Consider the following 21,296-nt stretch of genomic DNA (forward strand, 5'->3'; position numbering starts at 1 on the left):
TGTGATAGAAATAGAGTAGGGGAGAAGAAGGATGGAGAAAAAAGCTACCGTTGGATTTACGTTGCTATTATTAGGGGTCATGATGGCCATTATTATTACGAGTATGTTTGTGTTAAAGGTTGAACCGCACATTCCGCTAGTAGTATGTCTTCTTATTGCGGCTGTTTTTGGGCGCTATTTAAGAGTTGGTTGGAATGAACTAGAGAGTGCGATGATTGATGGATTGAAAATAGGGATCAAGCCTATTTTTATTTTGGCGCTTGTTGGGATTGTCATTGCTGTATGGATGATGAGCGGAACCGTGCCTACCCTTTTATTTTACGGGTTATCCATCATTTCGCCTGAGTGGTTTGCTGTTAGTACTTTATTCATTTGCATGATTGTTTCAAGCTTTACAGGAAGCTCATTTACGACAGTTGGTACGATTGGAGTGGCCATGATGGGAATTGGTACCGCCCTTGGTATTGATCCTGCTATTGCAGCTGGTGCTGTCGTTTGCGGGGCTTGTTTTGGCGATAAAATGTCCCCGTTATCTGATACTACAAACTTTGCTCCGGGTATTGTCGGAGTAGACTTATTTGATCATATTCGCCACTTGCTTTGGACAACCGTTCCTAGCTTCGTCATTACGGTCATTCTTTTTCTCATGATCGGGAGAAGCCAAACAACGAGCACCACACAAGATATCCAAGCGATGCTTACAGCGCTCGATTCTCAATTTATCCTTAGCGTCATTACGCTTTTATCACCTCTTCTAGTTGTGATTTTAGCAATGAGACGTTTTCCGACAATACCTGTATTAGTAGTCGGGATATTGACTGGTATTGTAACAGCTGCTTTTGTTCAAGGGAATGGTGATGTTGCTAGATGGTTTACTATTATCCAAAATGGTTTCTCGATGGAAACAGGGAATGAAGTCATTGACGGCATCGTCAATCGCGGTGGATTGCAGTCAATGATGTGGTCAATTTCACTCGTTATGATTGCTCTTACGCTTGGCGGGGTGATTCAACGGATAGGTGTAATTGATACTCTCCTTCAATCGCTAACAAGAAAATTATCTTCACGTGGACATTTGATTGCAGCGACTGCAACATCGTCTATCGGAGTTAATGTAGTGACAGGAGAGCAGTACTTGTCAATATTATTGCCTGGGAAAACGTTTGAGTCATTTTATACAAAGCTTAACGTTGCAAAAAAGAATCTCTCAAGAACACTTGAGGATGCAGGGACATTAGTGAACCCCCTTATCCCTTGGGGAGTAAGCGGCGCTTTCTTTGCGAGTACATTAGGGGTAGATGTGATTGATTACCTACCGTTTGCTTTCTTCTTATTTTTGTCTCCATTTATGACCATTTTATTTGGCTACCTTGGAATTGGGGTAGGGAAAGAGCAATCTCTTGCAAATAAACGTGGATAAAGCAAGTGGATTTGATGCAAAGTAAGGATAAGGAGGGATGACCATGTTTAGCCGTCTTATCTCAATTGTTAGTTTAATCTTGTCTTTTTACTTTGCTTACAAATACCGCTACCGTGTTATTAATGCAGTGCTCGGACGCCGCTGGCTGCGGAAAGTGATTATTGGTTTTGCGATGCAGATCCCGATGATCAGAGACCGTATGCTAGGATCCGTTCTGCAGTCTAATCGACCTCAAAATGTGTAACAAACAAGAAAGTCTGATGTTCACTTTAATGAAAGTTAAAGTATGGCATCAGACTTTTTCGTATATATACATACTATAAGGCTTATTAATGTCCTAACCTTTAGAGCCCTTGTTATACTATAAGGGATAGGAGGATTGTATCTTGAAAGTGAAGTGGAGTACGATATGTTTTGATTTAGATAATACCTTATATAACCATGAATTTGCTTTTAAACGTGCGATTAAGCAATGTTATTATACAAAAATCCATCGATGGAAGATTTCAGTTGACCAGGCTCCACCATTTGAAGCATGGTTCACTACTTTTAAATATTATTGCGATCATTTTTGGCCCGAACTTGAACATAAGAGGATGAGCGGGCTTGATTACAGAAGGGCTCGATATGCTGAAGCGATGAGAGAGCACCGCCTTCCTGTAAAAATGGAGGAAGCGGATGACTTTCATAACGAGTATTATGAGATTGTCCATCAATTTGCAAAGCCCGACCCGATGATGGGGCCGTTATTAAAATGGTTGTCGGATATTGGGGTAAAGGTGGGAATTTTGACGAACGGCCCTTCTATTACCCAGCGAAATAAGATAGAAGCTCTAGGGCTTAATCAATTTGTAGAAGAACAGCATCTCCTTATTTCTAGTGAGACAGGGTTAGAAAAGCCTGATCCGCGTTTTTTTCATCTGATGGAACAGACCTTTCAGATGGGGAGGGACAGTCTTTTAAACACTGATACATTCTTATTTATAGGGGATTCATGGGAACAAGATGTAGAGGGGGCCGTGGCTGCCGGGTGGGATGCTGTATATTTGAATACAAGAGAGATAGAGCCTTCGAGCCATGTGAATGTAGTTACTAATGTACATTCTTTAAGCGACATATATGTATGGCTTCAAACATATGGGAGAGGGGGCAGGTAGATGTCCGTGTGGAAGCAGGATTTATATTTTTGGCAGCTTGTTCATTATTATGTAACAGAACGAGGCTTCCGCTTGTTATACGAAAAAAATAAAGAAGTGTGGCTTGAGGATGAGAACCCTAAGCCAAAACGGATCATTCGAATAGCTAGAAGAGATTTTGATTGGCAAAATCAATTAAGAAAAGATGTCACCGAAACAGTTAAGAGAGCAGAGCTCCTTAGAAAACAATTAAAGCAAAAGAAAATAGCTGGTGAGAATATCTATATTTCGATGTACCCTCCTGTGGATTCTTGGGATGATCTTACACGTCCTTTTTACTTGGGAAAAAAACAACAAACGATGATGAAAATGGTGTTGATTCCTAGTGGCTTAGAAGAGAAGAGAAGCGTAACGAGCGGTGAGTTGTCAAAAGATCTTATCCCCGCATTCCCTATTTATGAAGATATAGACATGGCAGAAGTCGTAATCGGCCGATTGAAGCGGGAGGTTAGACAACATACTAAGAAAAAAGAAGAGGAAGAGCGCTCTTTTTTCTTATACGGTAAACCAATTGCAACGTATGTGCTTTTAATCATGATTGCGGTCATGTTTTATATCGTAGAGCAAAATGGAGGAAGTACTCATGTACTGACTTTAATTGAGTTCGGAGCCAAGTATAATCCAGCTATTCTTGATGGGGAATGGTGGAGGTTTTTTAGCTCGATGTTTCTCCATATCGGGTTTATCCACTTATTTATGAATTCTTTAGCGCTCTTTTATTTAGGCGGAGCGGTTGAGAGAATGTATGGCACGAGCCGCTTTGTTCTTATTTATTTTATTGCTGGATTAATTGGGTCGATCTCTAGTTTTGCTTTTAATGAGCAAGTAGCAGCAGGAGCTTCAGGTGCGATCTTCGGCCTCTTTGGTGCCCTTTTATACTTTGGAATAGCGCAGCCTAAACTGTTTTTTAGAACGATGGGAATGAACGTCCTTGTTATTTTAGGAATTAATTTAGTTTTTGGCTTCGTGATGCCGATGATTGATAACGGTGCCCATATTGGTGGTCTTGTTGGCGGTTTTCTAGCAGCCGCGCTCGTTCAGCTGCCGAAAGAAAGAGGGCGGCCGAGGCAGATTTTTTACCTCTTAGGAACCATTATTCTTGCTCTCAGCCTTTTTTGGTTAGGTCACATAAAAGAAGACCAACAAATGTCCTCTTTATTATCATTACAGCTTGCCCAAGAGTATATGCAGGAAGGCCGGTTTGATGAAGCCTACCCATTGATTGAGACTGTTCTAGAAGAGGAGAATGATAATCCTGAGGCTTATTTCTTGATGGCTTATTTAGAGTATGAATTCGGGGATTATGAAAAGGCAAGAGAATCACTCTTAAAAACCGTTGAATTAAGACCTTCTTTCCACGAGGCCCACTACAATCTAGCTCTGACTCACTCAAGGTTAGGTAATACAGAGGAGGCAATAGCCTCATTAGAAGAAGCCATTGCCCTCGCTCCGGAAGAAGAAGAATATCAAGCATTATATGATGATATAATGACTGACTAATAACTATTCGGCTGCAGGAATTGATTGCATTAACTGAATGGGTGTATCGTCAGCTGTTCTAAATAAAATAAATACATGATCTGGATTTTCTTTTGGAATAACGATTAACGGCACGGTGCTGCCTATCGGGCTTACTGCTGTGCCGTTAAGGTCGATTCCTAATACATAGTTTTTATATAATCCTTCCCAAAGCCCCCCTAGAAATTTAGTTGTCTCCTCCATCGTTAAACCAGGAATAGGCTCTGATTGATACGTATCTATTTTCGTAAGCGGGATCCGTCGGTATTGTGATGATGGAATTTGATAGTATTCAAACAGATCATCCCAGTCATACGTTTGCTGCTGCTCTAAAATATAGTCAAGTATTCGTTTACTCTCTTTATCCTCAGCTGTTTCTGGAATCTTAAATGCATGAAGCGGACTTAGCGGCGAGTCAATCACATAAAGCTGATCAAAGCTGATTGCTTGGGCGCTTCTAAATTCGTTATTCGGTCTTCTAAGTTCAGCATGATGGAATGTGATCACTTCATAGTGGCCGCTATCCTCTGCTGATACTTCTTTTTGCTGTGCTAAAAGCTCCGTATTTTCTTCCCACTTAGACATCGTATCTTTTAAAACCCCATCTTCAAATAAAAGAGAAACATCTTGTCTAATGGCCGCTTCTTCATTAAGTACGGACAACGTATCCCATCTTAGCTTATATTCATCTTCATCCGTCGACTGCAGAAATTCTAAGTTTGAGCTTGCTTCGGTATAGGTTGCATTAGGATCGATAGGAAAGGTTATTAACGTTTCACGCAGGTAATTTGGCTTTCCGTAAATAGATAAAAATAAGCCGACGACAAGAGCTGCCGCACATACTGTAAGTAAGATCGTTCGTTTTCTCATAATAAGCCCCTCCATTTGGACAAACGGTTGCCTCATATATATGAAGGTACTTATGCAATTATGAGCTAGATGCATGGTATGACCAACATTTGCAAATAATGAGGAAGACATTGGAGGTGGTTTTATGGGTGATACAGAAGTCAAACATCGAGTTTCAAATGAGTATACAAAAAACATATCTTTTTTGAAAAAAGAACTAGCAGTAGACGATAGTTTTGACATTATCTACTTGGAACTTGAACACGCCGGCAGGCAGATGGGACTCTTTTTAGTTGATGGCTTTGCAAAAGATTCAGCTTTAACGCAAATTCAGCGTGAGCTATCAATGACCACGGAAAGCATGCTTGATGAAAAGCCGCTCGATAAATTAATAAAAAGCCGAATTCCATACGTGGAGATCGAAACGACTGATGATTTAGATAATGTAGTAGATCAAGTACTAGCAGGACCAGCAGCATTAGTAGTTGAAGGATGCGACTACGTTATCTTGCTCGATACAAGAGAGTATCCTGTACGTGGACCTGAAGAACCGGATACAGAGCAAGTCATACGAGGCTCAAAAGATGGATTTGTCGAAACCCTCGTTATGAATGCGGCACTTATCAGAAGACGTATTCGCGATCGAACAATGCGGGTTGAATATGTGCAGGTAGGAAGACGCTCAAAAACGGATTTAGCGATTACCTATATAGCAGATATTGCTGATAACAAGTATGTAAAAGAAATTAAATCAGCATTAGAGAAAATTGATACCGACGGCCTTCCGATGGGAGACAAAACAATTGAGGAGTTTATTTTTGGGCATCACTATAACCCTTATCCCCTTGTGCGTTATACCGAGCGTCCGGATGTAGCCGCTACCCATCTTTTTGAGGGGCATATTATTATCATGGTGGACGGATCTCCTAGTGTGATGATCAGTCCTACAACATTCTGGCATCATATGCAGCATGCAGAGGAGTACAGACAGAAGCCTTTGATTGGTCTCGGCTTGCGTTTAGTACGTTTCATTGCTGTCTGGGCTTCGATTTTTCTGCTTCCTCTATGGTACTTGCTTGCGACAAATGACAATTTCGGACCACAAGCGCTCACGTATATTGGTTCAGAGGAAGTTGGCAGCGTGCCATTATTTGCTCAATTTTTGATCGCGGAAATAGGAATTGAAATGTTGAGGATGGCGGCCATACATACCCCTAATGCCTTAGCTACAGCACTAGGGTTAGTGTCTGCACTTTTAATAGGAGAAGTGGCAATCAATGTCGGATTATTTTCACCAGAAGTCGTTCTTTATCTAGCGGTTGCTGCTGTAGGTTCATTTGCGACCCCTAGTTATGAAATGGGTCTTGCTAACCGATTCATTAGAGTAGCACTATTAATAAGTGCAGCTGCTTTCCACTTAGGGGGCTATATAGTTGGGATTACATTATGGATCCTGCTCCTTGTCCGTACAAAAGTGCTTGATATGCCTTATCTATGGCCGTTTATCCCATTTAACGTACGAGCGATGCGCGATGTTTTATTTAGAGCGCCCATGCCGCTTAAAAATAGACGTCCGGTTTCTCTGCATCCACAGGACCCCGATCGGTAAAAGAATCAGAAAAAAATTCTCAAAAAGAAAATCTCAGAAAAAAGCCTCAGTCTGTCTAATGACAAGACTGAGGCTTTTTTTATAGTTCGTTCATATCTTGCTTGTACCAGTCATCCTCGATGACAAAAGACGTTTTGCTGATGGCAGTTGCAGGATCAGCAAGAACAAGTCCAAATGGTGTTTCTGATGTTGGAGTAACAATTGTAAAAGGGACTGATTGTTGATTTGCTTCTTTAATGTAATTGGAATAAATGCTATAAGATAAATTTCCATTTAAGAAAAGTTTGAGGTTTTGTTTCGTTTTCATCAACTGAATGACTTCCCCGTATGTACCAGCTTTCATCACTTGGCTTTTTGTTAGGGCAATATGAATTCTTTCAGCGAAATTGGAGAGAAATAATGCTTTCTCTTCAGGTTTTAATTCAGGTGTTCCGTAAATAGCGTGATCGAGTACTTCCTTCATTTTTTTGTCCATGATGGATCCCTCTTTCCTAATTCTGACTTCCCTTTTGATGATTTCTTGTCCTTAATTTGGACAATGGACATATCATAGCATAGAGAGGTTTACTACGTATACGAAATAAGCTTGGTGTAGGTTTCATTTTTCCATGCTTAGGATCATGAAATACCTTAATAAGCAATTTACAGGTAGTTAACATACATTCCTTAAATAAACGAGGGGAGAGGTTGGAATGTGGTTTGGAATAATGATGTTATTTTTTGTCTTTGCTTTAGGGTTCACGTTAGGCGGTCTTTTAAGTACACCTAAACAGCCGCCGCAGCTAATGCACGTTATTTTATTTAGTTTTGTCTTTGGCGTATTAACTTATTTAGGCATGCTAAGCGGAATGTTTGTCACAAGCTGGTTTGCTTTTGGCTTTATTGAGATCATTATAGTTATCCTAACTTTCCTTTTCATTATTGCCTCTGTCACAAATTTTCATCCTACATTCGGTTTCTTTGGGCACGGAAGACCGATTGTGCTTATCTTATTATCTTCGTTGTTTTTTGTGATGGGTTTTGAATGGGGAATTGTAGAACTTAGAACTTTTTTTACAGTAAGTGCGGCAATCTTATTTTTTTGTGCCATATGTCTCGGATTGTTTATTCAGCAGCAAATTCAAGCGTTGTTATGGCGTTATTCGTACATTGTTTACTTACCGCTAATTTGGCTTCTTTTCGTAACCATCATAAAGCTGTTATAATGAGTCCGAGGTGAGCGTCATGAACACGTTATTTGACGTGATGCAGCTGCTTAAAAAATATGGAATTTTTATTTATACGGGTGAGCGGGCTGTTGACTTAGAGTTGATGGAAGAAGAAGTTCGCGAACTGTATGAAATGAAAATGATTGAAGCAGAAACATTCCAAAAGGCATTGCTGCTTATTAGACATGAAAAAACTTAAGCATGAAAAAACAGAATAGTAAAGGTGGAGTATAACGATTGAGTACAACGACGAAAAAATGGTATGTAGGTGTTGACCTAGGCGGGACAACAATTAAAATGGCGTTCATTACTTCATACGGTGAAATTGTATCAAAATGGGAAATCCCAACAAATACCGAGGATGGCGGAATTCATATCACGATGGATATTGCAAAATCCATTGATCATAAATTGAACGAGCTAAACCAAGAAAAAGAACATTTAGCAGCGATCGGCATGGGGGCTCCTGGGTTTATTGAAATGGAAACAGGATTTATCTATCAAGCTGTTAACATTGGCTGGAAAGACTTCCCTCTTAAAGACCGGCTTGAAGTGGAAACAGGCCTTCCTGTGACAGTTGATAATGATGCAAATATTGCAGCATTAGGAGAAATGTGGCGCGGTGCTGGCGATGGTGCCAAAAATCTTCTTTGCGTTACGCTTGGAACAGGTGTTGGTGGCGGTATTATCGCTAATGGACAAATCCTTCACGGTGCTAGCGGGATGGCTGGGGAGATCGGCCATATTACATCTGTTACAAAGGGCGGTGCTCCGTGTAATTGCGGGAAAACAGGCTGTCTTGAAACGATTGCTTCTGCAACAGGTATTGCCCGGCTTGCTACTGAGGCAGTTGCCGTATCAAATGAGCCTAGTTTATTAAAGGAACAATTTGATACATTAGGTTCGTTAACTTCAAAAGATGTATTTGAAGCACTTGCTAAAGGCGATCATTTAGCAGAACAAGTATTGGATGAAACGGCTTCTTATCTTGGTGTAGCAATCGCGAACCTTTCAAATGCACTAAATCCAGAGAAAATTGTCATTGGCGGCGGTGTATCAAAAGCTGGCGATGCATTACTTGAGCCACTTAGAACCTATTTTAATCAGTATGCATTAGAGCGTGTGGCGAGCAGTGCCGAGTTTAAAATTGCGACTTTAGGTAATGATGCAGGTGTAATCGGCGGTGCTTGGCTGGCTAAACAAAAGCTGACTAAGACACATTATTAAGAGCTGCTACATACTATAAAATAGGACAACTCATATACATGACCAACGTTTTGTTGGTCATGCTAAGACTAATAAGACTCCAGTATAATTATATAAAAAATAAAAAGATATGAACGGACAGAGAGGACGAATAACAACAATGACTGACTATCGAACGGAACGCGATTTATTAGGTGAAAAAGAAGTGCCAAAGGATGCTTATTACGGTATTCAAACGATGAGGGCACGTGAGAATTTTCCTATCACAGGATATCCTCCGCACCCTGAATTAATTCGCGCTTTTGGTTATGTAAAAAAAGCTGCAGCTATGGCCAATAGAGATGTTGGGGTATTACAAAAAAATATTGCTGATGCGATTATTACTGCTGCTGAAGATGTCATTGAAGGTAAATTAAATGATCAGTTTATCGTTGATTCAATTCAAGGCGGTGCTGGTACTTCATTCAATATGAATGCAAACGAAGTTATTGCTAACCGTGCGATTGAAATTTTAGGCGGGGTAAAAGGCGAGTATATGAAGGTAAGCCCAAATACACATGTGAATATGGCTCAATCGACTAACGATGCTTTCCCAACGGCTATTCACATTGCAAGTTTAAACTTAGCTAAAGGGCTTACGGATTCATTAAATGAGTTAATCGAAGCGATGCATGAAAAAGAGAAAGAATTTGATGACGTGTTAAAAATGGGTCGAACTCATCTGCAAGACGCGGTGCCTATTCGCTTAGGGCAGGAATTTGGTGCTTATAGACGAGTTCTTACAAGAGACCTAGGCCGCTTAACTCGCTCAGTCGAGCACCTGTATGAAATTAATTTAGGAGCAACTGCTGTAGGAACGGGACTTAATGCAAAAGTTGAATACATTGAAAAAGTGTCTAAGTATTTAGCTGATATTACAGATCACCCATTTGAAACAGCAGAAGATTTAGTTGATGCCACTCAGAACACCGATGCGTATACAGAATTATCTAGTGCGATGAAAATTATGGCGATTAACTTATCAAAGATTGCAAATGACCTTCGCCTAATGAGCTCTGGACCGCGGACAGGCTTGAATGAAATCAATTTGCCGCCAAGACAGCCAGGTTCATCTATTATGCCTGGAAAAGTGAATCCGGTGATGTGTGAAGTAATGAACCAGGTGTCATTCCAAGTGATAGGAAACGATCAAACGATCAGTCTTGCTTCAGAAGCAGGCCAGCTTGAGTTAAATGTCATGGAGCCTGTGCTTGTATTCAACCTTCTACAATCGCTGTCTATTTTACAAAATGGAATGAAAGTATTCCGTGAATATGCGATTGAAGGAATTACAGCAAACATTGAGCATTGTCGTGAGATGGTTGAGCGCAGTGTAGGGATTATTACAGCGATTAATCCGCATGTAGGATATGAAGTGGCGACACGTATTGCAAAAGAAGCCATTCAAACGGATCGTCCTGTTCGTGAAATTTGTCTGGAAAGAGGCATTTTAACAGAAGAAGAACTAAATGAAATTCTCGATCCTAAAGAAATGACGAATCCAGGAATTGCTGGAGCAAGGTTTATTTATGGCTAAATCTAAAAAACACATTATCCCTTTTTTAGGTGGTAATGTGTTTTTTTACTGCGTTAATGAGTTTTGTGAAACTTTTTACTTGAATAAACGTCTAATAAGAAGAGGTTAGAATTTAATTGGATAGAAAATGAAAAAAATTCCTACATAAATCACAAAATAATGCTCTAAGATTATTGTTGTTCCATCAATCCCATGCGATAATGTGAAAATACTAGAAAGAAAGGAGGGGGAATATGCGGCGTTTGATTATTATTTTGTTGTTTGTAGTTCTTTTGGCTGGTTGTTCCCGTGAAAGTCAGCCCCTGCCCGAATCCACTGTTAATTTAACACCAAAGCCCGCTGCGTCCTCCTCTTATTTTCAGAGTGATACGATAAAACCCATCCAAGAATCAAACGGCATAGCAATGATTAGTGAGTGGTTTGATGAAGATACAATTCTATATGTTGAGGAGAAAGACCAATTATCTACCCTGAAAAAATATCATCTTTATTCTGGCCTTGAGGAACCTTTTTTTGAAACGGAAGAGTGGATTACAGAGGTGGAAGGGAACGAGGACCTTACGTTATTTTCAATTGTGACGTATGATGAATTTGACCAATCCTCAATGTATGTGATTGATGCAGAAGGAAATAGACAGTTAGAGCTTCAACACTTTGGGGATAGTTATACAGTATATTGGAATCCTTACAAGCCTAGTGAGATGATGCTCATTACGTATTTGCCTGATTGGAATTTTGACGTGTTTCATGTCAATGTCGATGAACAGACAGTGACCGCAATAGAAATCCCGCAAACGTATTTCCAATGGGTAAATGAAACCCAAATTGCCTACTTAAATTGGGACGCTGCTGCACCTAATTATGAGGCACCGCTTGTGTTGTATGATCTAGGTACAGGTGAGGCTAAAGAAATGGAAAAGCCGCTTATTACTTTCATGTCTTACAGTGATCACACTCAGCTCGAGGTTTCGGTTGACTCCATGTATGAACTGTATACAACGTATACATTTAAATCAGAAGGTGCAGAAGAAATAAGCGAACTTGAGATGCCCATTTTAAATACGTATTCTGATTTGTGGTGGATTCCCTTTCATATGTACGACCCGGATGAGGGGGACTTTTATTATTTACGTCCAAAGTACAGCGGAGACTATTACAGCTACGAAGATGGCTACAATCTACTGAAATACAATCCAAGAACGAATGCTGAGGTAAGCATTACCGAGCTTGAAGAGCATTTGCCAATTAAGCTCTCCCCAGGCGGCGGGAAAATGCTGATTGGGAATCGGCTCGAGGAAGTAGTGGAGCTTGGCAATAAAGAGAAGGTAAGCTTATTTTAAGAAAGCTCAAGTTAAATCATTGCAATTTTTATGCACTCTGTCATAATAGGGGTGTAATCAATTAAATAAAAAGCTGTAGAAGGCTAGGGGTGCCCGCTTAAGCAGGCTGAGAAAAAGGTAGTTTCCTTTTACCCTTGTACCTGATCTGGTTCGTACCAGCGTAGGGAAGTCGACTGCAAATGAGTGAATCATATGTAGCCGTGTCCCATGCGTTTTTGGGATACGGCTTTTTATATGCTGAAATCATATAGGGGTGAATAGAATGAAAGATTTTAAACTATACGCGATTACCGGAGAAGAATTTCATCAGGGACGTGACTTAATTGAAGTAATGGAAGAAGCTATTTTAGGCGGAGTCGATATTATTCAATTAAGAGATAAAAAAAGTAAAAAAATTGATGTGCTTAAAAAAGCTCAAGCATTACGTGAATTAACAAAGAAACACGATGTAACATTTATCGTAAATGACCATATAGATGTAGCGCTTGCTGTAGATGCAGACGGTATTCATGTAGGACAAGACGATCTTCCCCTGACTGAAGCGAGAAAAGTGATGGGTCCAGACAAAATCATTGGTATTTCTACGCATAAAATCGAAGAAGCCCGTGCGGCTGAAGCAGGTGGAGCAGACTATATTGGAGTCGGTCCAATTTTTGAAACAAAGAGTAAAGAAGATGTCGTAGATCCTGTGACAACCCAATACATTCAACAAGTGGCCAATGAAATCACAATTCCATTTGTAGCAATCGGCGGGATCAAGCTGCACAATGTCGATCAAGTATTAGCTGCAGGTGCCACGCGTGTCTGTATGATCAGTGAGATTGTCGGGGCAGATGATGTTAAAGGGACGTGCGAAAAATTTATTGAAATCCTCAAGTAATCTTACAGAAAGGAAGGAGGCAGACAGATGGAGTTAATCATTAACGGTGAAAAGGAAACGATTCAAGCTGACACGCTGCTTGATGTAGTAACGCATTATCAATTAGAACAGCATCTTGTCGTAACTGAGGTTAACGGGGAGATCATTGACCGAGACAGTTGGGCAGAGACGAAAGTAGAAGAAGGTATGAAGATTGAATTAGTGCATTTTGTTGGGGGAGGATGATGACAATGAAATCATCAAAGTTAGTCATAGCTGGTAAAGAATTATCATCAAGATTTTTTCTTGGGACCGGGCGTTATCCCAATCCATTTGTTCAAAATGAAGCAATCCGAGTATCAGAAGCGGAAGTATTAACATTTGCGATTCGCCGCGTGAATTTAGATGCTCCGAGTGAGGATGCGATCCTGCAGCATCTAGATCAAGATTCCTTTACGTATCTTCCTAATACATCAGGAGCTAGTAATGCAGAAGAAGCAATCCGCATTGCAAGACTTGCGAAAGCATCAGGAATCAGCAACTGGATCAAAGTTGAAATTAGTGCAGATGAAAAAACATTGCTTCCTGATCCTATCGAAACACTAAAGGCAACAGAAACGTTGGCAAATGAGGGTTTTGTTGTGCTTCCTTATACATCAGATGATCCCATTTTATGCCGTAAATTAGAAGAGGCTGGGGCAGCTGCCGTTATGCCTGGAGGAGCGCCGATTGGTACAGGACTTGGTGTATTAAATCCGTACAATATTGGCTTAATAGCAGAAGACTCTAACGTGCCGATAATTGTAGATGCTGGCTTAGGATCTGCAAAAGATATCGTTGAAGTAATGGAGCTTGGGGTTGATGGTGTCTTAATGAATACGCCCGTAGCAAAAGCGAAGGATCCTGTGAAGATGGCTCATGCAATGAAGCTTGCGATTGAGGCAGGACGTGCATCTTATGAAGCAGGCAGAATTCCAAAGAAGAAGTACGCGACAGCAAGCAGCGGGTATGAGTCCCTCATTTCGCGATAAAAACAAAAGAGGATGTGAAGATCAATGACTCATCGTGTGATCGTCCTCGGAGGCGGTGTGATCGGACTTGCTTCGGCATTAGAACTTTCTAGGAAAGGTCATGACGTGACTGTTCTTGAGAAAGTGCGCTGCGGGGGACAAGCGTCTGGTGCGGCAGCTGGGATGCTTGCTCCTTACTCTGAAATAGGGGAAGACCCTGATGATTTTTTTAGATTATGTCTTGCTAGTTTAAGAGAATATCCAGTTTGGCAAGAAGAAGTCAAAAATCTCAGCGGACACGATTTTGAATATACAAATAGTGGAAGTCTTCATGCTGTGTACCATGAAGCGGATCTATTAGCACTTAAAACCAGGCAGTCTTGGCAAAGGGAATGGGGAGCAGAGGCGGAGCTTGTTGATGCGACTCGGATAAAGAAGCTTGAACCGCATCTTTCTGACTCTATTATAGGAGCAATGCATTATCCGGAAGAAAGTCATGTTTTTGCCCCGGACTATGTTGGTGCCCTTGAGGAAGCATGCCGGAAAAATGGTGTCACAATCGTTGAGGAACTTGAAGCAGTTGAGATTCACAGCTGGAAGGAAGATATTGATTTAGTATCAAAAAACGGTCAGAGGTTTCAAGCTGAACGACTCGTTATCGCCTCCGGTGCTTGGTCAAAGGAACTCGAAGAAACCTTCTCCTTAAATCTCCCTGTTTATCCTATACGCGGACAAATTTGCGCTTATGAACTAGGAGATAAACAAGTGAATCATATTGTTTATACGAGCCAAGGGTATTTGGTTCCTAAGGCAAATGGGACGCTTGTAAACGGAGCTTCTGAAGATATTGCAGGTTTTAAGACGGATGTTACAGAAAAAGGAATAGCCCGTTTAACGAATTGGAACAATAATATCTTTCCTTTCTTAACAGATCTCAATCCGTTTCATACATGGGCTGGATTAAGACCAGCAACGCAGGATGGCTACCCTTTTATCGGTGAACACCCGAGTGCAAAGCATATTATTTTTGCAACAGGGCATTATCGTAATGGAATTCTTCTTAGCCCTATTACCGCTAAAATAGTGGCTGCATTGCTTAGCGATGAAAAGACGCCTGTTCCAATCGAAACGTTCGCACCGAATCGTTTTACATACTAAATAATGAATGAGACAAATGGAATAACTGAAACTTAAGGTAAGAAAGAAGGAGAATAGACATGACGATGGCAAAAGTTTTAACCATAGCAGGCTCAGATTCTGGGGGGGGAGCTGGAATTCAAGCAGACCTAAAAACGTTTCAAGAACTTGATACGTTTGGAATGAGTGCAATCACTGCCCTGACAGCTCAGAACACTTTAGGTGTGCATGGTGTGTTTCCTCAATCACTTGAAGCAATTGAAGCACAGATTGATGCTGTTCTCTCTGATATCGGAGTAGACGCTGTTAAAACGGGCATGTTATTTTCTGCAGAAATCATTACGCTTGTTGCAAAAAAATGCAAACAGTATCATGTCCAAAATATTGTCGTCGACCCGGTTATGGTTGCTAAAGGCGGAGCGGTGCTGCTTCAGGATGCAGCTACTGAAGCATTAATTAAAGAACTGCTGCCGATCGCTGCAGTTATCACACCAAATCTTCCGGAAGCGGCTAAGCTTCTTCGTACAAAAGAGATGGAGACACTGGAGGACATGGAGAAGGCAGCAAAAGAATTGCATAAACTTGGACCAAAATATGTGGTCTTAAAGGGCGGTCACCTAAAAAATGGACCGGCAGTGGACCTTTTATTTGACGGAGAGGAACTTCATTACTTAGAGACAGAGCGGATTGAGACGAAGCATACTCATGGTACCGGCTGTACGTATGCGGCTGCCATTGCAGCGGAACTGGCGAAAGGTAAATCAATTAAAGATTCAGTTCAAACGGCGAAGCTTTTTATTACCGAAGCCATCCGTCATTCTCTTTCAATTGGGGGAGGCATTGGACCAACGAATCATCATGCTTATAAGAATTCTCTATTATGATAGGATATAGTTATAGTTAAAGTGAAAACGTGTTAAAGTCTATTCATATGATTTAATCATTTGGGTAGACTTTTTGTTTTATTTGTCCATCCTGTATAATATATACATTCCAGTTCGAAATACGATCAAATCGTCGAGGAAACCGAGGTGAGTTATGGAGATTATTAAGTGGAGCAATGTAAGCAGTGAACGGCTCAATAAAATTTCATTTACTGTGCTGGAAAATCAAATTGTTACATTAATCGGGCCTTCTGGAGCGGGTAAAAGCAGTCACTTGTATTTGATGAACCGTTTAGATGATAAGAGGTCAGGTTCAATTACATTTAAAGAAAAAGAGATTGAAAGCTACCCTATTGTTGAGCTAAGGCAACAGATCGGAATGGTGTTTCAATCACCTGCATTATTTGATGGGACAGTTTCAGAAAATGTATCTTATGGGCCGAATCTTCATAATAGAGATTGGTCTGATGAAAAAACCATTGAGCTTTTAGAATCCGTTCACCTTTCTCCTGAATTCTTACATAAACCTATAGATGAATTATCAGGCGGAGAGCAGCAGCGTGTTGCTTTCCTGAGAACGCTAGCAAACGAGCCAGAGATTCTATTGCTGGATGAAGTGACAAGCGCACTCGATTTGCGCAATGTGGAATTAATTGAAGATTTCATCCGGACATTACAGAAGAGAGGCAAGACCATTTTCATGGTGACCCATGATGTCGAACAGGCAGAGCGCCTAGGAGATCAAACCTTTTATTTGGAAAAAGGCGAACTGATTGAAACCGGTGAATCTAAGGAGTTTTTTAGGTCTCCACAAACAGAGCGTGCAAGGCGATTTTTGTATCGTGACGGGGAAGGGGACGAATAAATATGGCTCCAGAAATTTCAAATGTATCAATGCTATTTCTCATCATTTTTGTATTAATACCCGTTTCATTATCTTATGTCTATTCGTTGAATTTAGCAGGGAGCATCACTTGGTCCTCATTTAGAGGAGCTGCTCAATTATTCTTAATAGGGTATTTATTAACGTTCTTATTCGAGCTGCCGCCCTTAATTGGTATACCGATTATGCTGAGTGTTATGATTACAGTGGCTGGTTTTCATGCGGCTAAGAAAGGTCGTGGCATTTCTGGAGTACTGCTTTTAATTTTTGGCATTTTAGTGACTGTTGAGCTTACGGTCCTCTCTATGTGGCTTGGATTTGATATGATTGAGTTTACACCAGAACAAGTTATTCCAATGAGCGGTATGGTGATTGGAAACAGCATGGTAGCCATAGGTCTTGCTTTAGAAAGAATGAAAAGTGAATTTAACGAAAATCATAATCGGCTCCTTGCAGCTCTCTCACTCGGTGCTACACCAAAAGAAGCGACACAGCCGATTATCAAGCGGATTGTCCGTGCTGCAATGATTCCTAATGTAGATGGGTTAAAAACAATTGGACTTGTACAGCTTCCTGGAATGATGACGGGGCTGATACTGGCGGGAGTATCACCTCATATTGCAATTCGTTACCAGATAGTCATTTCTTTAAGTATTTTTGTTGCTGTATCAGTTAGTGCCATGCTTGTTACGGTGTTTACGTACAGAAAGTTTTTCAATCAGAACTTACAATTAAAACGGGTGAATGACAACGGATCAGTGTAGGTAAGCAGATATAAAAGAAGTAGATAAAAAGGGGAAACGACCAACATGTTTAACGGGAATAAACTAGTGTTAATTTTACCGGCTATTTTGATGGCCATTATGTTCTGGGGAGGCTATCATTTCTTAGGTGAAAATGAAACGCTGACACATGAACAACTTAAAGAGGAAACGGGTTTAGTTGCTGAGGCAGATGATACTGGTGATGGATGGTTAGTAAACATTAACTGGGAATGGGCTTCTATGCCGGATGGCGGCCTTTATGGTGAAGATTATGTAAGTGTAGCCGTACTAGATGAGGAAGGGCATGCAAGAGAAGACATTACATTTACAGATATGAAGCTTGAATTAGTTTATGGAGACGAAGTGATCTATGAATCCGAAGGCGAAGCCGTCAGTAACGGGGTCATTTTTGCCTACCCTAATGAGGTACGAGAACATCAAAGCCTAGGTAATAAAGGACAGGCTGTTGTTCGCTTGAACGGTGATGAGATAAATAAAGAGGATATTTCAATCCGTATGCTCCATACATGGGTTAACCATAGTCCTTTAACAAAAGAAGATGCATTATTTACAAATCCTGATTTTAGCGGGGCTGCTAATGTTCCGTATTGGATAAAAGAAGAGACACCTGCACAGCAATCTAGCCAATAAAGAGAGGGGATAAGCTAGATGATGATTCGTGGATTGTCTTATCAGCGAGGAATTTTCTTTATGGGTAAGACACATATAGCCTGTTCCTATCACGATAAAGGCCGGCTAGTGACATGGATTAAGCCTTATGAGACAAAAACAGTCCTTATAATGGCAAAGCAGATCATTTTATCAATGCCCTTATGGTTCAAGGCTGTTGTACTAGCATGGATAGCTCTAGTATTTGTCCCTAAACTGCCATTGGCAATAGAGTGGAATGGACTGCCGTTTTACACGCTCTTCTATTTAATGTTTGGGACGCATTTCATGTTCCCTAACAGTTTAAGAAAATACCATGGTGCGGAGCATAAGGTGTTTAGTGATCGGGGAGTTAAGCGCCGGGGGAGATTATACCGAATAAAAAAAGCAGCAATAACGAATCGCTTTTGTTCAACAAATATTGTAGTGATCTACTTTTTAAGTGTGATAAGTTTATGTATCATTTTCCTGGCAGCTGGATTACAGGTAACTGAAGCACTTATGTATAGCTCCTATGCAGCGCTTCTTTTCATTCCGCTTCTTCAGTTCGTGATGAGAGGAAAGATAGCAGGGTTTAAATGGCTTCAACAATTCATTTTAACCATCTCTTATTGGCTGCAAGAGAAAATTACAACAGCAGAACCAGAACATAAGCATTTAATATGTGCGATACAGTCTTACAGGACGCTCGCTAAAGAAGAGTTTCCAGAACATCTAGCAACGCGGAAAGTGATGAAAAAGAAGGAGGAGAAACATATGGCAATTGTTGATGTTACAGTTATACCAATTGGAACGGAGACACCAAGTGTGAGTCAATATGTAGCTGAAATTCAGAATGTGTTATCATCATACGAAGATAAAATCACCTATGAATTAACACCAATGAGTACATTGATTGAAGGAGAGCTGCCAATCTTATTTGAAGTTATCCAAGCTATTCATGAGGTGCCGTTTAAGCATGGATTAAAGCGTGTGGCAACGAATATTCGTATTGATGACCGCAGGGATAAAGAGTCAACGATGCAAAGTAAACGTGCATCAGTAGAAGCTCGCATGAAACAGCAACCGAATGATTCAATCGAATGATTCAATCGAATAACTAAGTCGAATAATTCAAACAAAAATAGAATAGGCAATAAACACACAAAAAAACGAACCAATCGGTTCGTTTTTTTGTGTAAGAAGTTATAATGTTTTCACCATTGACACATGAGGGATGCCCGCATCAAGAAATTCATCCGAAGTGATTTCATAACCTAACTTCGAGTAAAAGGGTTGTGCGTGTGTTTGAGCATTAAGCTTTACCTTTGAAACACCAAGATTCAGCGCCTCTTTTTCCATTTCATTCATTAAAAAACGTCCTGCACCAGTGCCGCGTGCATCTTTTGCCACACATATACGTTCAGCTTTAGCGTACCCATCAACCAAGCGTAAGCGTCCTGCACCAATTGCTTTTGAACCAATATCTTCTGAACCAATATCTTCTGAACCAATTATACGGTCGTTTTCATACATGACAAAGTGAATGCTTTGATCTTCTAAATCTTCTACTTCTTCCTCTTTAGGTACGTTTTGTTCTTCTACAAATACCTTCGTTCGAATGGAATAAGCATCTTTTAACTGTTGATCATTCATAACTTTAACTACATTCATCTGTTTGTTATTCTCCTAAGCGATAGGTTTCATAAACGGTCCAAGAACCATTTTCTAATTGATACAGCAGCTGCATGCGATCAATCACTTCATGGTGCTCAATTTTTTTCATTCTTAAACGTCCTACAACATCTGCCACTTCATCATTTGATAGGTCTTGACCAATCGTCACATGAGGAATGAACTTATATTTTGTGTTTTCTTCAAAAGGCTCTTGATGAAGCTTAGCATATAATTCAGAAAGCGTTTCGTGCTCTTTAATTTTAAAGAAAATCGTATTTGATTGTGGAGAAAAAGTATCTACTTTATACACATTAATTTCTACAGGTGATGAGCTTTTAGCAATGTCCCTTAATTTAGATGTAATGTAGGGAAGACTATCATCGCTGATTTCAAATGGCTCTTTAACTGTAATATGCGGTGGAATTAAAGCATAATGGGAATCATAGCGCATACGGAATGAATTCGCTAAATCTTGCAATTTCTTGGTTGGAAATAATGCAATACCATATTTCATTGACCTCATCCTCCTCAATCTCGTTTTTATTTATCATACAGATACTTACTAAAAATGTCTATTGGCTCTTAGTCCTTTTTGTAAAAAAGAGCAGTCACATCAGTTCAATCAACCCTATTGCAATCAATCCTATTGCAATCAATCATACGGAAGGAGAGTAGTTAGGGCGCGTGGTAAATCTTTTTGCCAGTATGTCCACGTGTGATCTCCTTCAAATTCAAAGTAAGTGTACGGAAAATTCTTCTCTGTCAATAATTCATTTAATTCACGATTAGGGGAGAGGAAATCTAGCACCTTTCCATCGGTGGTTTTGACTTCCGTTTCTTTTGTACCAATGACATGATAGATCGCAATTGATTCAGGTTTAATACAATTTGAAACGGCATCAAGCACCGTCTTATTAACGTAAGGAGAATGCATCATTACTTGTCCAAACAGGCTCGGATATTCGATTGCTGCCATTAACGAGATCGTAGCTGCAAGAGAATCACCAGCTAATGTTCTGCTTGCTGCAAGTTGATGTGTTGGGAATTTATCATCGAGATAAGGGACTAACTCATGTGCCAAAAATCGGATATACGCTTCGGCTTTTTCACCATCTGGGTGATAGCGCTTTCTTCTTTCGTCAACGCTTGGATAAGGTACCCCGACAATAATGACATCGCGAAGTTCCGCCTCTTCAACTAATTCCTCAACCTGTCTTGGGATACGTCCTAATTGAAAATAATCATTTCCATCTTGACAGATTAACATATCATACGATTTTAATGGAGTGAAATTTGGTGGAGTATAGTAAAGTAATTTCTGCTCCGTTTGTAGATACTCACTGTTAAATGTTTCTTCAGAAAGAGTACCTTTATAAGGTCTTGCCATCTGTGCCAATCCTTTCTTATTACTAAATTTAATGAAGTGTTTTTATTTACCGGATATCAGGGTACATATTCATTACGTAATGGTTTTATTTTAACATAATTCATGTCTAAAAGCCTTTTTTGAAT

The 21,296-nt window shown here is 40.2% G+C and carries 24 protein-coding genes, 1 pseudogene and 1 riboswitch; of the genes and pseudogenes, 20 read left to right on the forward strand and 5 right to left on the reverse strand.

What is annotated here, in order from left to right:
- The first annotated feature begins 31 nt into the window (after positions 1-31).
- The 4 genes from nhaC (at position 32) to A33I_RS02545 (ending at position 4,116) form a co-directional block, all read left to right on the forward strand.
- Positions 32-1,420, forward strand: coding sequence for a Na+/H+ antiporter NhaC (nhaC, locus tag A33I_RS02530; RefSeq protein ID WP_022626891.1), 1,389 nt, complete (start codon positions 32-34; stop codon positions 1,418-1,420).
- Positions 1,421-1,463: 43 nt separating this feature from the next.
- On the forward strand, positions 1,464-1,664 hold the full coding sequence (locus A33I_RS02535) for a hypothetical protein (protein WP_012958207.1): 201 nt from the start codon (positions 1,464-1,466) through the stop codon (positions 1,662-1,664).
- Positions 1,665-1,812: 148 nt separating this feature from the next.
- Positions 1,813-2,577 carry an HAD family hydrolase gene (locus A33I_RS02540; protein ID WP_235806154.1) on the forward strand — a complete coding sequence of 255 codons (765 nt, stop codon included), beginning with the start codon at positions 1,813-1,815 and terminating at the stop codon, positions 2,575-2,577.
- Entirely contained in the window at positions 2,578-4,116 is a 1,539-nt protein-coding gene (locus A33I_RS02545) for a rhomboid family protein (protein WP_022626893.1), read from the forward strand.
- A gap of 3 nt (positions 4,117-4,119) precedes the next feature.
- On the opposite strand, the gene A33I_RS02550 is transcribed toward A33I_RS02545, so the two are convergent.
- Positions 4,120-5,004 (reverse strand): hypothetical protein, encoded by an 885-nt coding sequence (locus tag A33I_RS02550; RefSeq protein WP_022626894.1) that lies wholly within the window; start codon positions 5,002-5,004, stop codon positions 4,120-4,122.
- Between the two features lie 124 nt (positions 5,005-5,128).
- Between A33I_RS02550 and A33I_RS02555 the strand changes: the two genes are divergently transcribed.
- On the forward strand, positions 5,129-6,592 hold the full coding sequence (locus tag A33I_RS02555; protein ID WP_022626895.1) for a spore germination protein: 1,464 nt from the start codon (positions 5,129-5,131) through the stop codon (positions 6,590-6,592).
- Positions 6,593-6,671: 79 nt separating this feature from the next.
- Here A33I_RS02555 and A33I_RS02560 read toward each other — a convergent pair whose 3' ends face one another.
- Complete coding sequence (locus A33I_RS02560) at positions 6,672-7,067, reverse strand: YueI family protein (protein ID WP_022626896.1); 396 nt, start codon at positions 7,065-7,067, stop codon at positions 6,672-6,674.
- A gap of 217 nt (positions 7,068-7,284) precedes the next feature.
- On the opposite strand from A33I_RS02560, the gene A33I_RS02565 reads away from it, so the two are divergent.
- From A33I_RS02565 to A33I_RS21460, 15 genes and pseudogenes are all read left to right on the forward strand, one after another.
- Positions 7,285-7,797, forward strand: a complete 513-nt coding sequence (locus A33I_RS02565; protein ID WP_012958213.1) for a hypothetical protein — start codon at positions 7,285-7,287, stop codon at positions 7,795-7,797.
- Between the two features lie 19 nt (positions 7,798-7,816).
- On the forward strand, positions 7,817-7,999 hold the full coding sequence (locus tag A33I_RS02570) for a YqgQ family protein (RefSeq protein ID WP_022626897.1): 183 nt from the start codon (positions 7,817-7,819) through the stop codon (positions 7,997-7,999).
- Positions 8,000-8,097: 98 nt separating this feature from the next.
- Positions 8,098-9,027 carry an ROK family glucokinase gene (locus tag A33I_RS02575; RefSeq protein ID WP_051320794.1) on the forward strand — a complete coding sequence of 310 codons (930 nt, stop codon included), beginning with the start codon at positions 8,098-8,100 and terminating at the stop codon, positions 9,025-9,027.
- A gap of 139 nt (positions 9,028-9,166) precedes the next feature.
- A complete protein-coding gene (gene aspA / locus A33I_RS02580; RefSeq protein ID WP_022626899.1) occupies positions 9,167-10,582 on the forward strand; it encodes an aspartate ammonia-lyase in 1,416 nt (471 codons plus the stop codon).
- A 233-nt stretch (positions 10,583-10,815) separates the two neighbouring features.
- Entirely contained in the window at positions 10,816-11,922 is a 1,107-nt protein-coding gene (locus tag A33I_RS02585; RefSeq protein ID WP_022626900.1) for a YqgU-like beta propeller domain-containing protein, read from the forward strand.
- 75 nt (positions 11,923-11,997) lie between these two features.
- Positions 11,998-12,106: riboswitch (TPP riboswitch) on the forward strand.
- A gap of 78 nt (positions 12,107-12,184) precedes the next feature.
- Complete coding sequence (gene thiE / locus A33I_RS02590) at positions 12,185-12,802, forward strand: thiamine phosphate synthase (protein ID WP_022626901.1); 618 nt, start codon at positions 12,185-12,187, stop codon at positions 12,800-12,802.
- A 27-nt stretch (positions 12,803-12,829) separates the two neighbouring features.
- Positions 12,830-13,027: a sulfur carrier protein ThiS gene (gene thiS / locus A33I_RS02595; RefSeq protein WP_022626902.1), complete on the forward strand. Its 198-nt coding sequence runs from the start codon at positions 12,830-12,832 to the stop codon at positions 13,025-13,027.
- A gap of 5 nt (positions 13,028-13,032) precedes the next feature.
- Positions 13,033-13,812 (forward strand): thiazole synthase, encoded by a 780-nt coding sequence (locus A33I_RS02600; protein WP_031311355.1) that lies wholly within the window; start codon positions 13,033-13,035, stop codon positions 13,810-13,812.
- Positions 13,813-13,836: 24 nt separating this feature from the next.
- Positions 13,837-14,949 carry a glycine oxidase ThiO gene (gene thiO, locus A33I_RS02605; RefSeq protein ID WP_022626904.1) on the forward strand — a complete coding sequence of 371 codons (1,113 nt, stop codon included), beginning with the start codon at positions 13,837-13,839 and terminating at the stop codon, positions 14,947-14,949.
- Between the two features lie 59 nt (positions 14,950-15,008).
- Positions 15,009-15,812: a bifunctional hydroxymethylpyrimidine kinase/phosphomethylpyrimidine kinase gene (thiD, locus tag A33I_RS02610; protein ID WP_022626905.1), complete on the forward strand. Its 804-nt coding sequence runs from the start codon at positions 15,009-15,011 to the stop codon at positions 15,810-15,812.
- Between the two features lie 154 nt (positions 15,813-15,966).
- Positions 15,967-16,677: an ABC transporter ATP-binding protein gene (locus tag A33I_RS02615; RefSeq protein WP_022626906.1), complete on the forward strand. Its 711-nt coding sequence runs from the start codon at positions 15,967-15,969 to the stop codon at positions 16,675-16,677.
- Positions 16,678-16,679: 2 nt separating this feature from the next.
- Complete coding sequence (locus A33I_RS02620) at positions 16,680-17,459, forward strand: ABC transporter permease (RefSeq protein ID WP_022626907.1); 780 nt, start codon at positions 16,680-16,682, stop codon at positions 17,457-17,459.
- A gap of 45 nt (positions 17,460-17,504) precedes the next feature.
- Positions 17,505-18,110 carry a hypothetical protein gene (locus A33I_RS02625; protein ID WP_022626908.1) on the forward strand — a complete coding sequence of 202 codons (606 nt, stop codon included), beginning with the start codon at positions 17,505-17,507 and terminating at the stop codon, positions 18,108-18,110.
- Positions 18,111-18,131: 21 nt separating this feature from the next.
- Positions 18,132-18,809 (forward strand): annotated as a pseudogene (locus tag A33I_RS21455) (DUF1385 domain-containing protein); the annotation flags it as partial.
- Positions 18,810-18,884: 75 nt separating this feature from the next.
- Positions 18,885-19,214 (forward strand): MTH1187 family thiamine-binding protein, encoded by a 330-nt coding sequence (locus A33I_RS21460; RefSeq protein WP_031311356.1) that lies wholly within the window; start codon positions 18,885-18,887, stop codon positions 19,212-19,214.
- A gap of 99 nt (positions 19,215-19,313) precedes the next feature.
- Here A33I_RS21460 and A33I_RS02635 read toward each other — a convergent pair whose 3' ends face one another.
- From A33I_RS02635 to A33I_RS02645, 3 genes are all read right to left on the reverse strand, one after another.
- A complete protein-coding gene (locus A33I_RS02635) occupies positions 19,314-19,781 on the reverse strand; it encodes a GNAT family N-acetyltransferase (RefSeq protein ID WP_022626910.1) in 468 nt (155 codons plus the stop codon).
- Between the two features lie 7 nt (positions 19,782-19,788).
- The gene (locus tag A33I_RS02640) at positions 19,789-20,298 is read right to left on the reverse strand and encodes a YjcG family protein (RefSeq protein ID WP_022626911.1); all 510 of its coding nucleotides are present in this window, start codon (positions 20,296-20,298) and stop codon (positions 19,789-19,791) included.
- 138 nt (positions 20,299-20,436) lie between these two features.
- Positions 20,437-21,171 (reverse strand): esterase family protein, encoded by a 735-nt coding sequence (locus A33I_RS02645; RefSeq protein WP_022626912.1) that lies wholly within the window; start codon positions 21,169-21,171, stop codon positions 20,437-20,439.
- Positions 21,172-21,296: the final 125 nt, after the last annotated feature.

It is taken from the genome of Alkalihalophilus marmarensis DSM 21297, assembly GCF_000474275.2.
GTDB classification, from domain to species: domain Bacteria; phylum Bacillota; class Bacilli; order Bacillales; family Bacillaceae_D; genus Alkalihalophilus; species Alkalihalophilus marmarensis.

Bases quoted from the DNA above. Each gene is read 5' to 3' on its own strand.
- nhaC (WP_022626891.1), top strand. From the start codon at position 32: ATGGAGAAAAAAGCTACCGTTGGATTTACGTTGCTATTATTAGGGGTC.
- A33I_RS02535 (WP_012958207.1), top strand. From the start codon at position 1,464: ATGTTTAGCCGTCTTATCTCAATTGTTAGTTTAATCTTGTCTTTTTAC.
- A33I_RS02545 (WP_022626893.1), top strand. From the start codon at position 2,578: ATGTCCGTGTGGAAGCAGGATTTATATTTTTGGCAGCTTGTTCATTAT.
- A33I_RS02550 (WP_022626894.1), bottom strand. From the start codon at position 5,004: ATGAGAAAACGAACGATCTTACTTACAGTATGTGCGGCAGCTCTTGTC.
- A33I_RS02555 (WP_022626895.1), top strand. From the start codon at position 5,129: ATGGGTGATACAGAAGTCAAACATCGAGTTTCAAATGAGTATACAAAA.
- A33I_RS02560 (WP_022626896.1), bottom strand. From the start codon at position 7,067: ATGGACAAAAAAATGAAGGAAGTACTCGATCACGCTATTTACGGAACA.
- A33I_RS02565 (WP_012958213.1), top strand. From the start codon at position 7,285: ATGTGGTTTGGAATAATGATGTTATTTTTTGTCTTTGCTTTAGGGTTC.
- A33I_RS02570 (WP_022626897.1), top strand. From the start codon at position 7,817: ATGAACACGTTATTTGACGTGATGCAGCTGCTTAAAAAATATGGAATT.
- A33I_RS02575 (WP_051320794.1), top strand. From the start codon at position 8,098: ATGGCGTTCATTACTTCATACGGTGAAATTGTATCAAAATGGGAAATC.
- aspA (WP_022626899.1), top strand. From the start codon at position 9,167: ATGACTGACTATCGAACGGAACGCGATTTATTAGGTGAAAAAGAAGTG.
- A33I_RS02585 (WP_022626900.1), top strand. From the start codon at position 10,816: ATGCGGCGTTTGATTATTATTTTGTTGTTTGTAGTTCTTTTGGCTGGT.
- thiE (WP_022626901.1), top strand. From the start codon at position 12,185: ATGAAAGATTTTAAACTATACGCGATTACCGGAGAAGAATTTCATCAG.
- thiS (WP_022626902.1), top strand. From the start codon at position 12,830: ATGGAGTTAATCATTAACGGTGAAAAGGAAACGATTCAAGCTGACACG.
- A33I_RS02600 (WP_031311355.1), top strand. From the start codon at position 13,033: ATGAAATCATCAAAGTTAGTCATAGCTGGTAAAGAATTATCATCAAGA.
- thiO (WP_022626904.1), top strand. From the start codon at position 13,837: ATGACTCATCGTGTGATCGTCCTCGGAGGCGGTGTGATCGGACTTGCT.
- thiD (WP_022626905.1), top strand. From the start codon at position 15,009: ATGACGATGGCAAAAGTTTTAACCATAGCAGGCTCAGATTCTGGGGGG.
- A33I_RS02615 (WP_022626906.1), top strand. From the start codon at position 15,967: ATGGAGATTATTAAGTGGAGCAATGTAAGCAGTGAACGGCTCAATAAA.
- A33I_RS02620 (WP_022626907.1), top strand. From the start codon at position 16,680: ATGGCTCCAGAAATTTCAAATGTATCAATGCTATTTCTCATCATTTTT.
- A33I_RS02625 (WP_022626908.1), top strand. From the start codon at position 17,505: ATGTTTAACGGGAATAAACTAGTGTTAATTTTACCGGCTATTTTGATG.
- A33I_RS21460 (WP_031311356.1), top strand. From the start codon at position 18,885: ATGGCAATTGTTGATGTTACAGTTATACCAATTGGAACGGAGACACCA.
- A33I_RS02635 (WP_022626910.1), bottom strand. From the start codon at position 19,781: ATGAATGTAGTTAAAGTTATGAATGATCAACAGTTAAAAGATGCTTAT.
- A33I_RS02640 (WP_022626911.1), bottom strand. From the start codon at position 20,298: ATGAAATATGGTATTGCATTATTTCCAACCAAGAAATTGCAAGATTTA.
- A33I_RS02645 (WP_022626912.1), bottom strand. From the start codon at position 21,171: ATGGCAAGACCTTATAAAGGTACTCTTTCTGAAGAAACATTTAACAGT.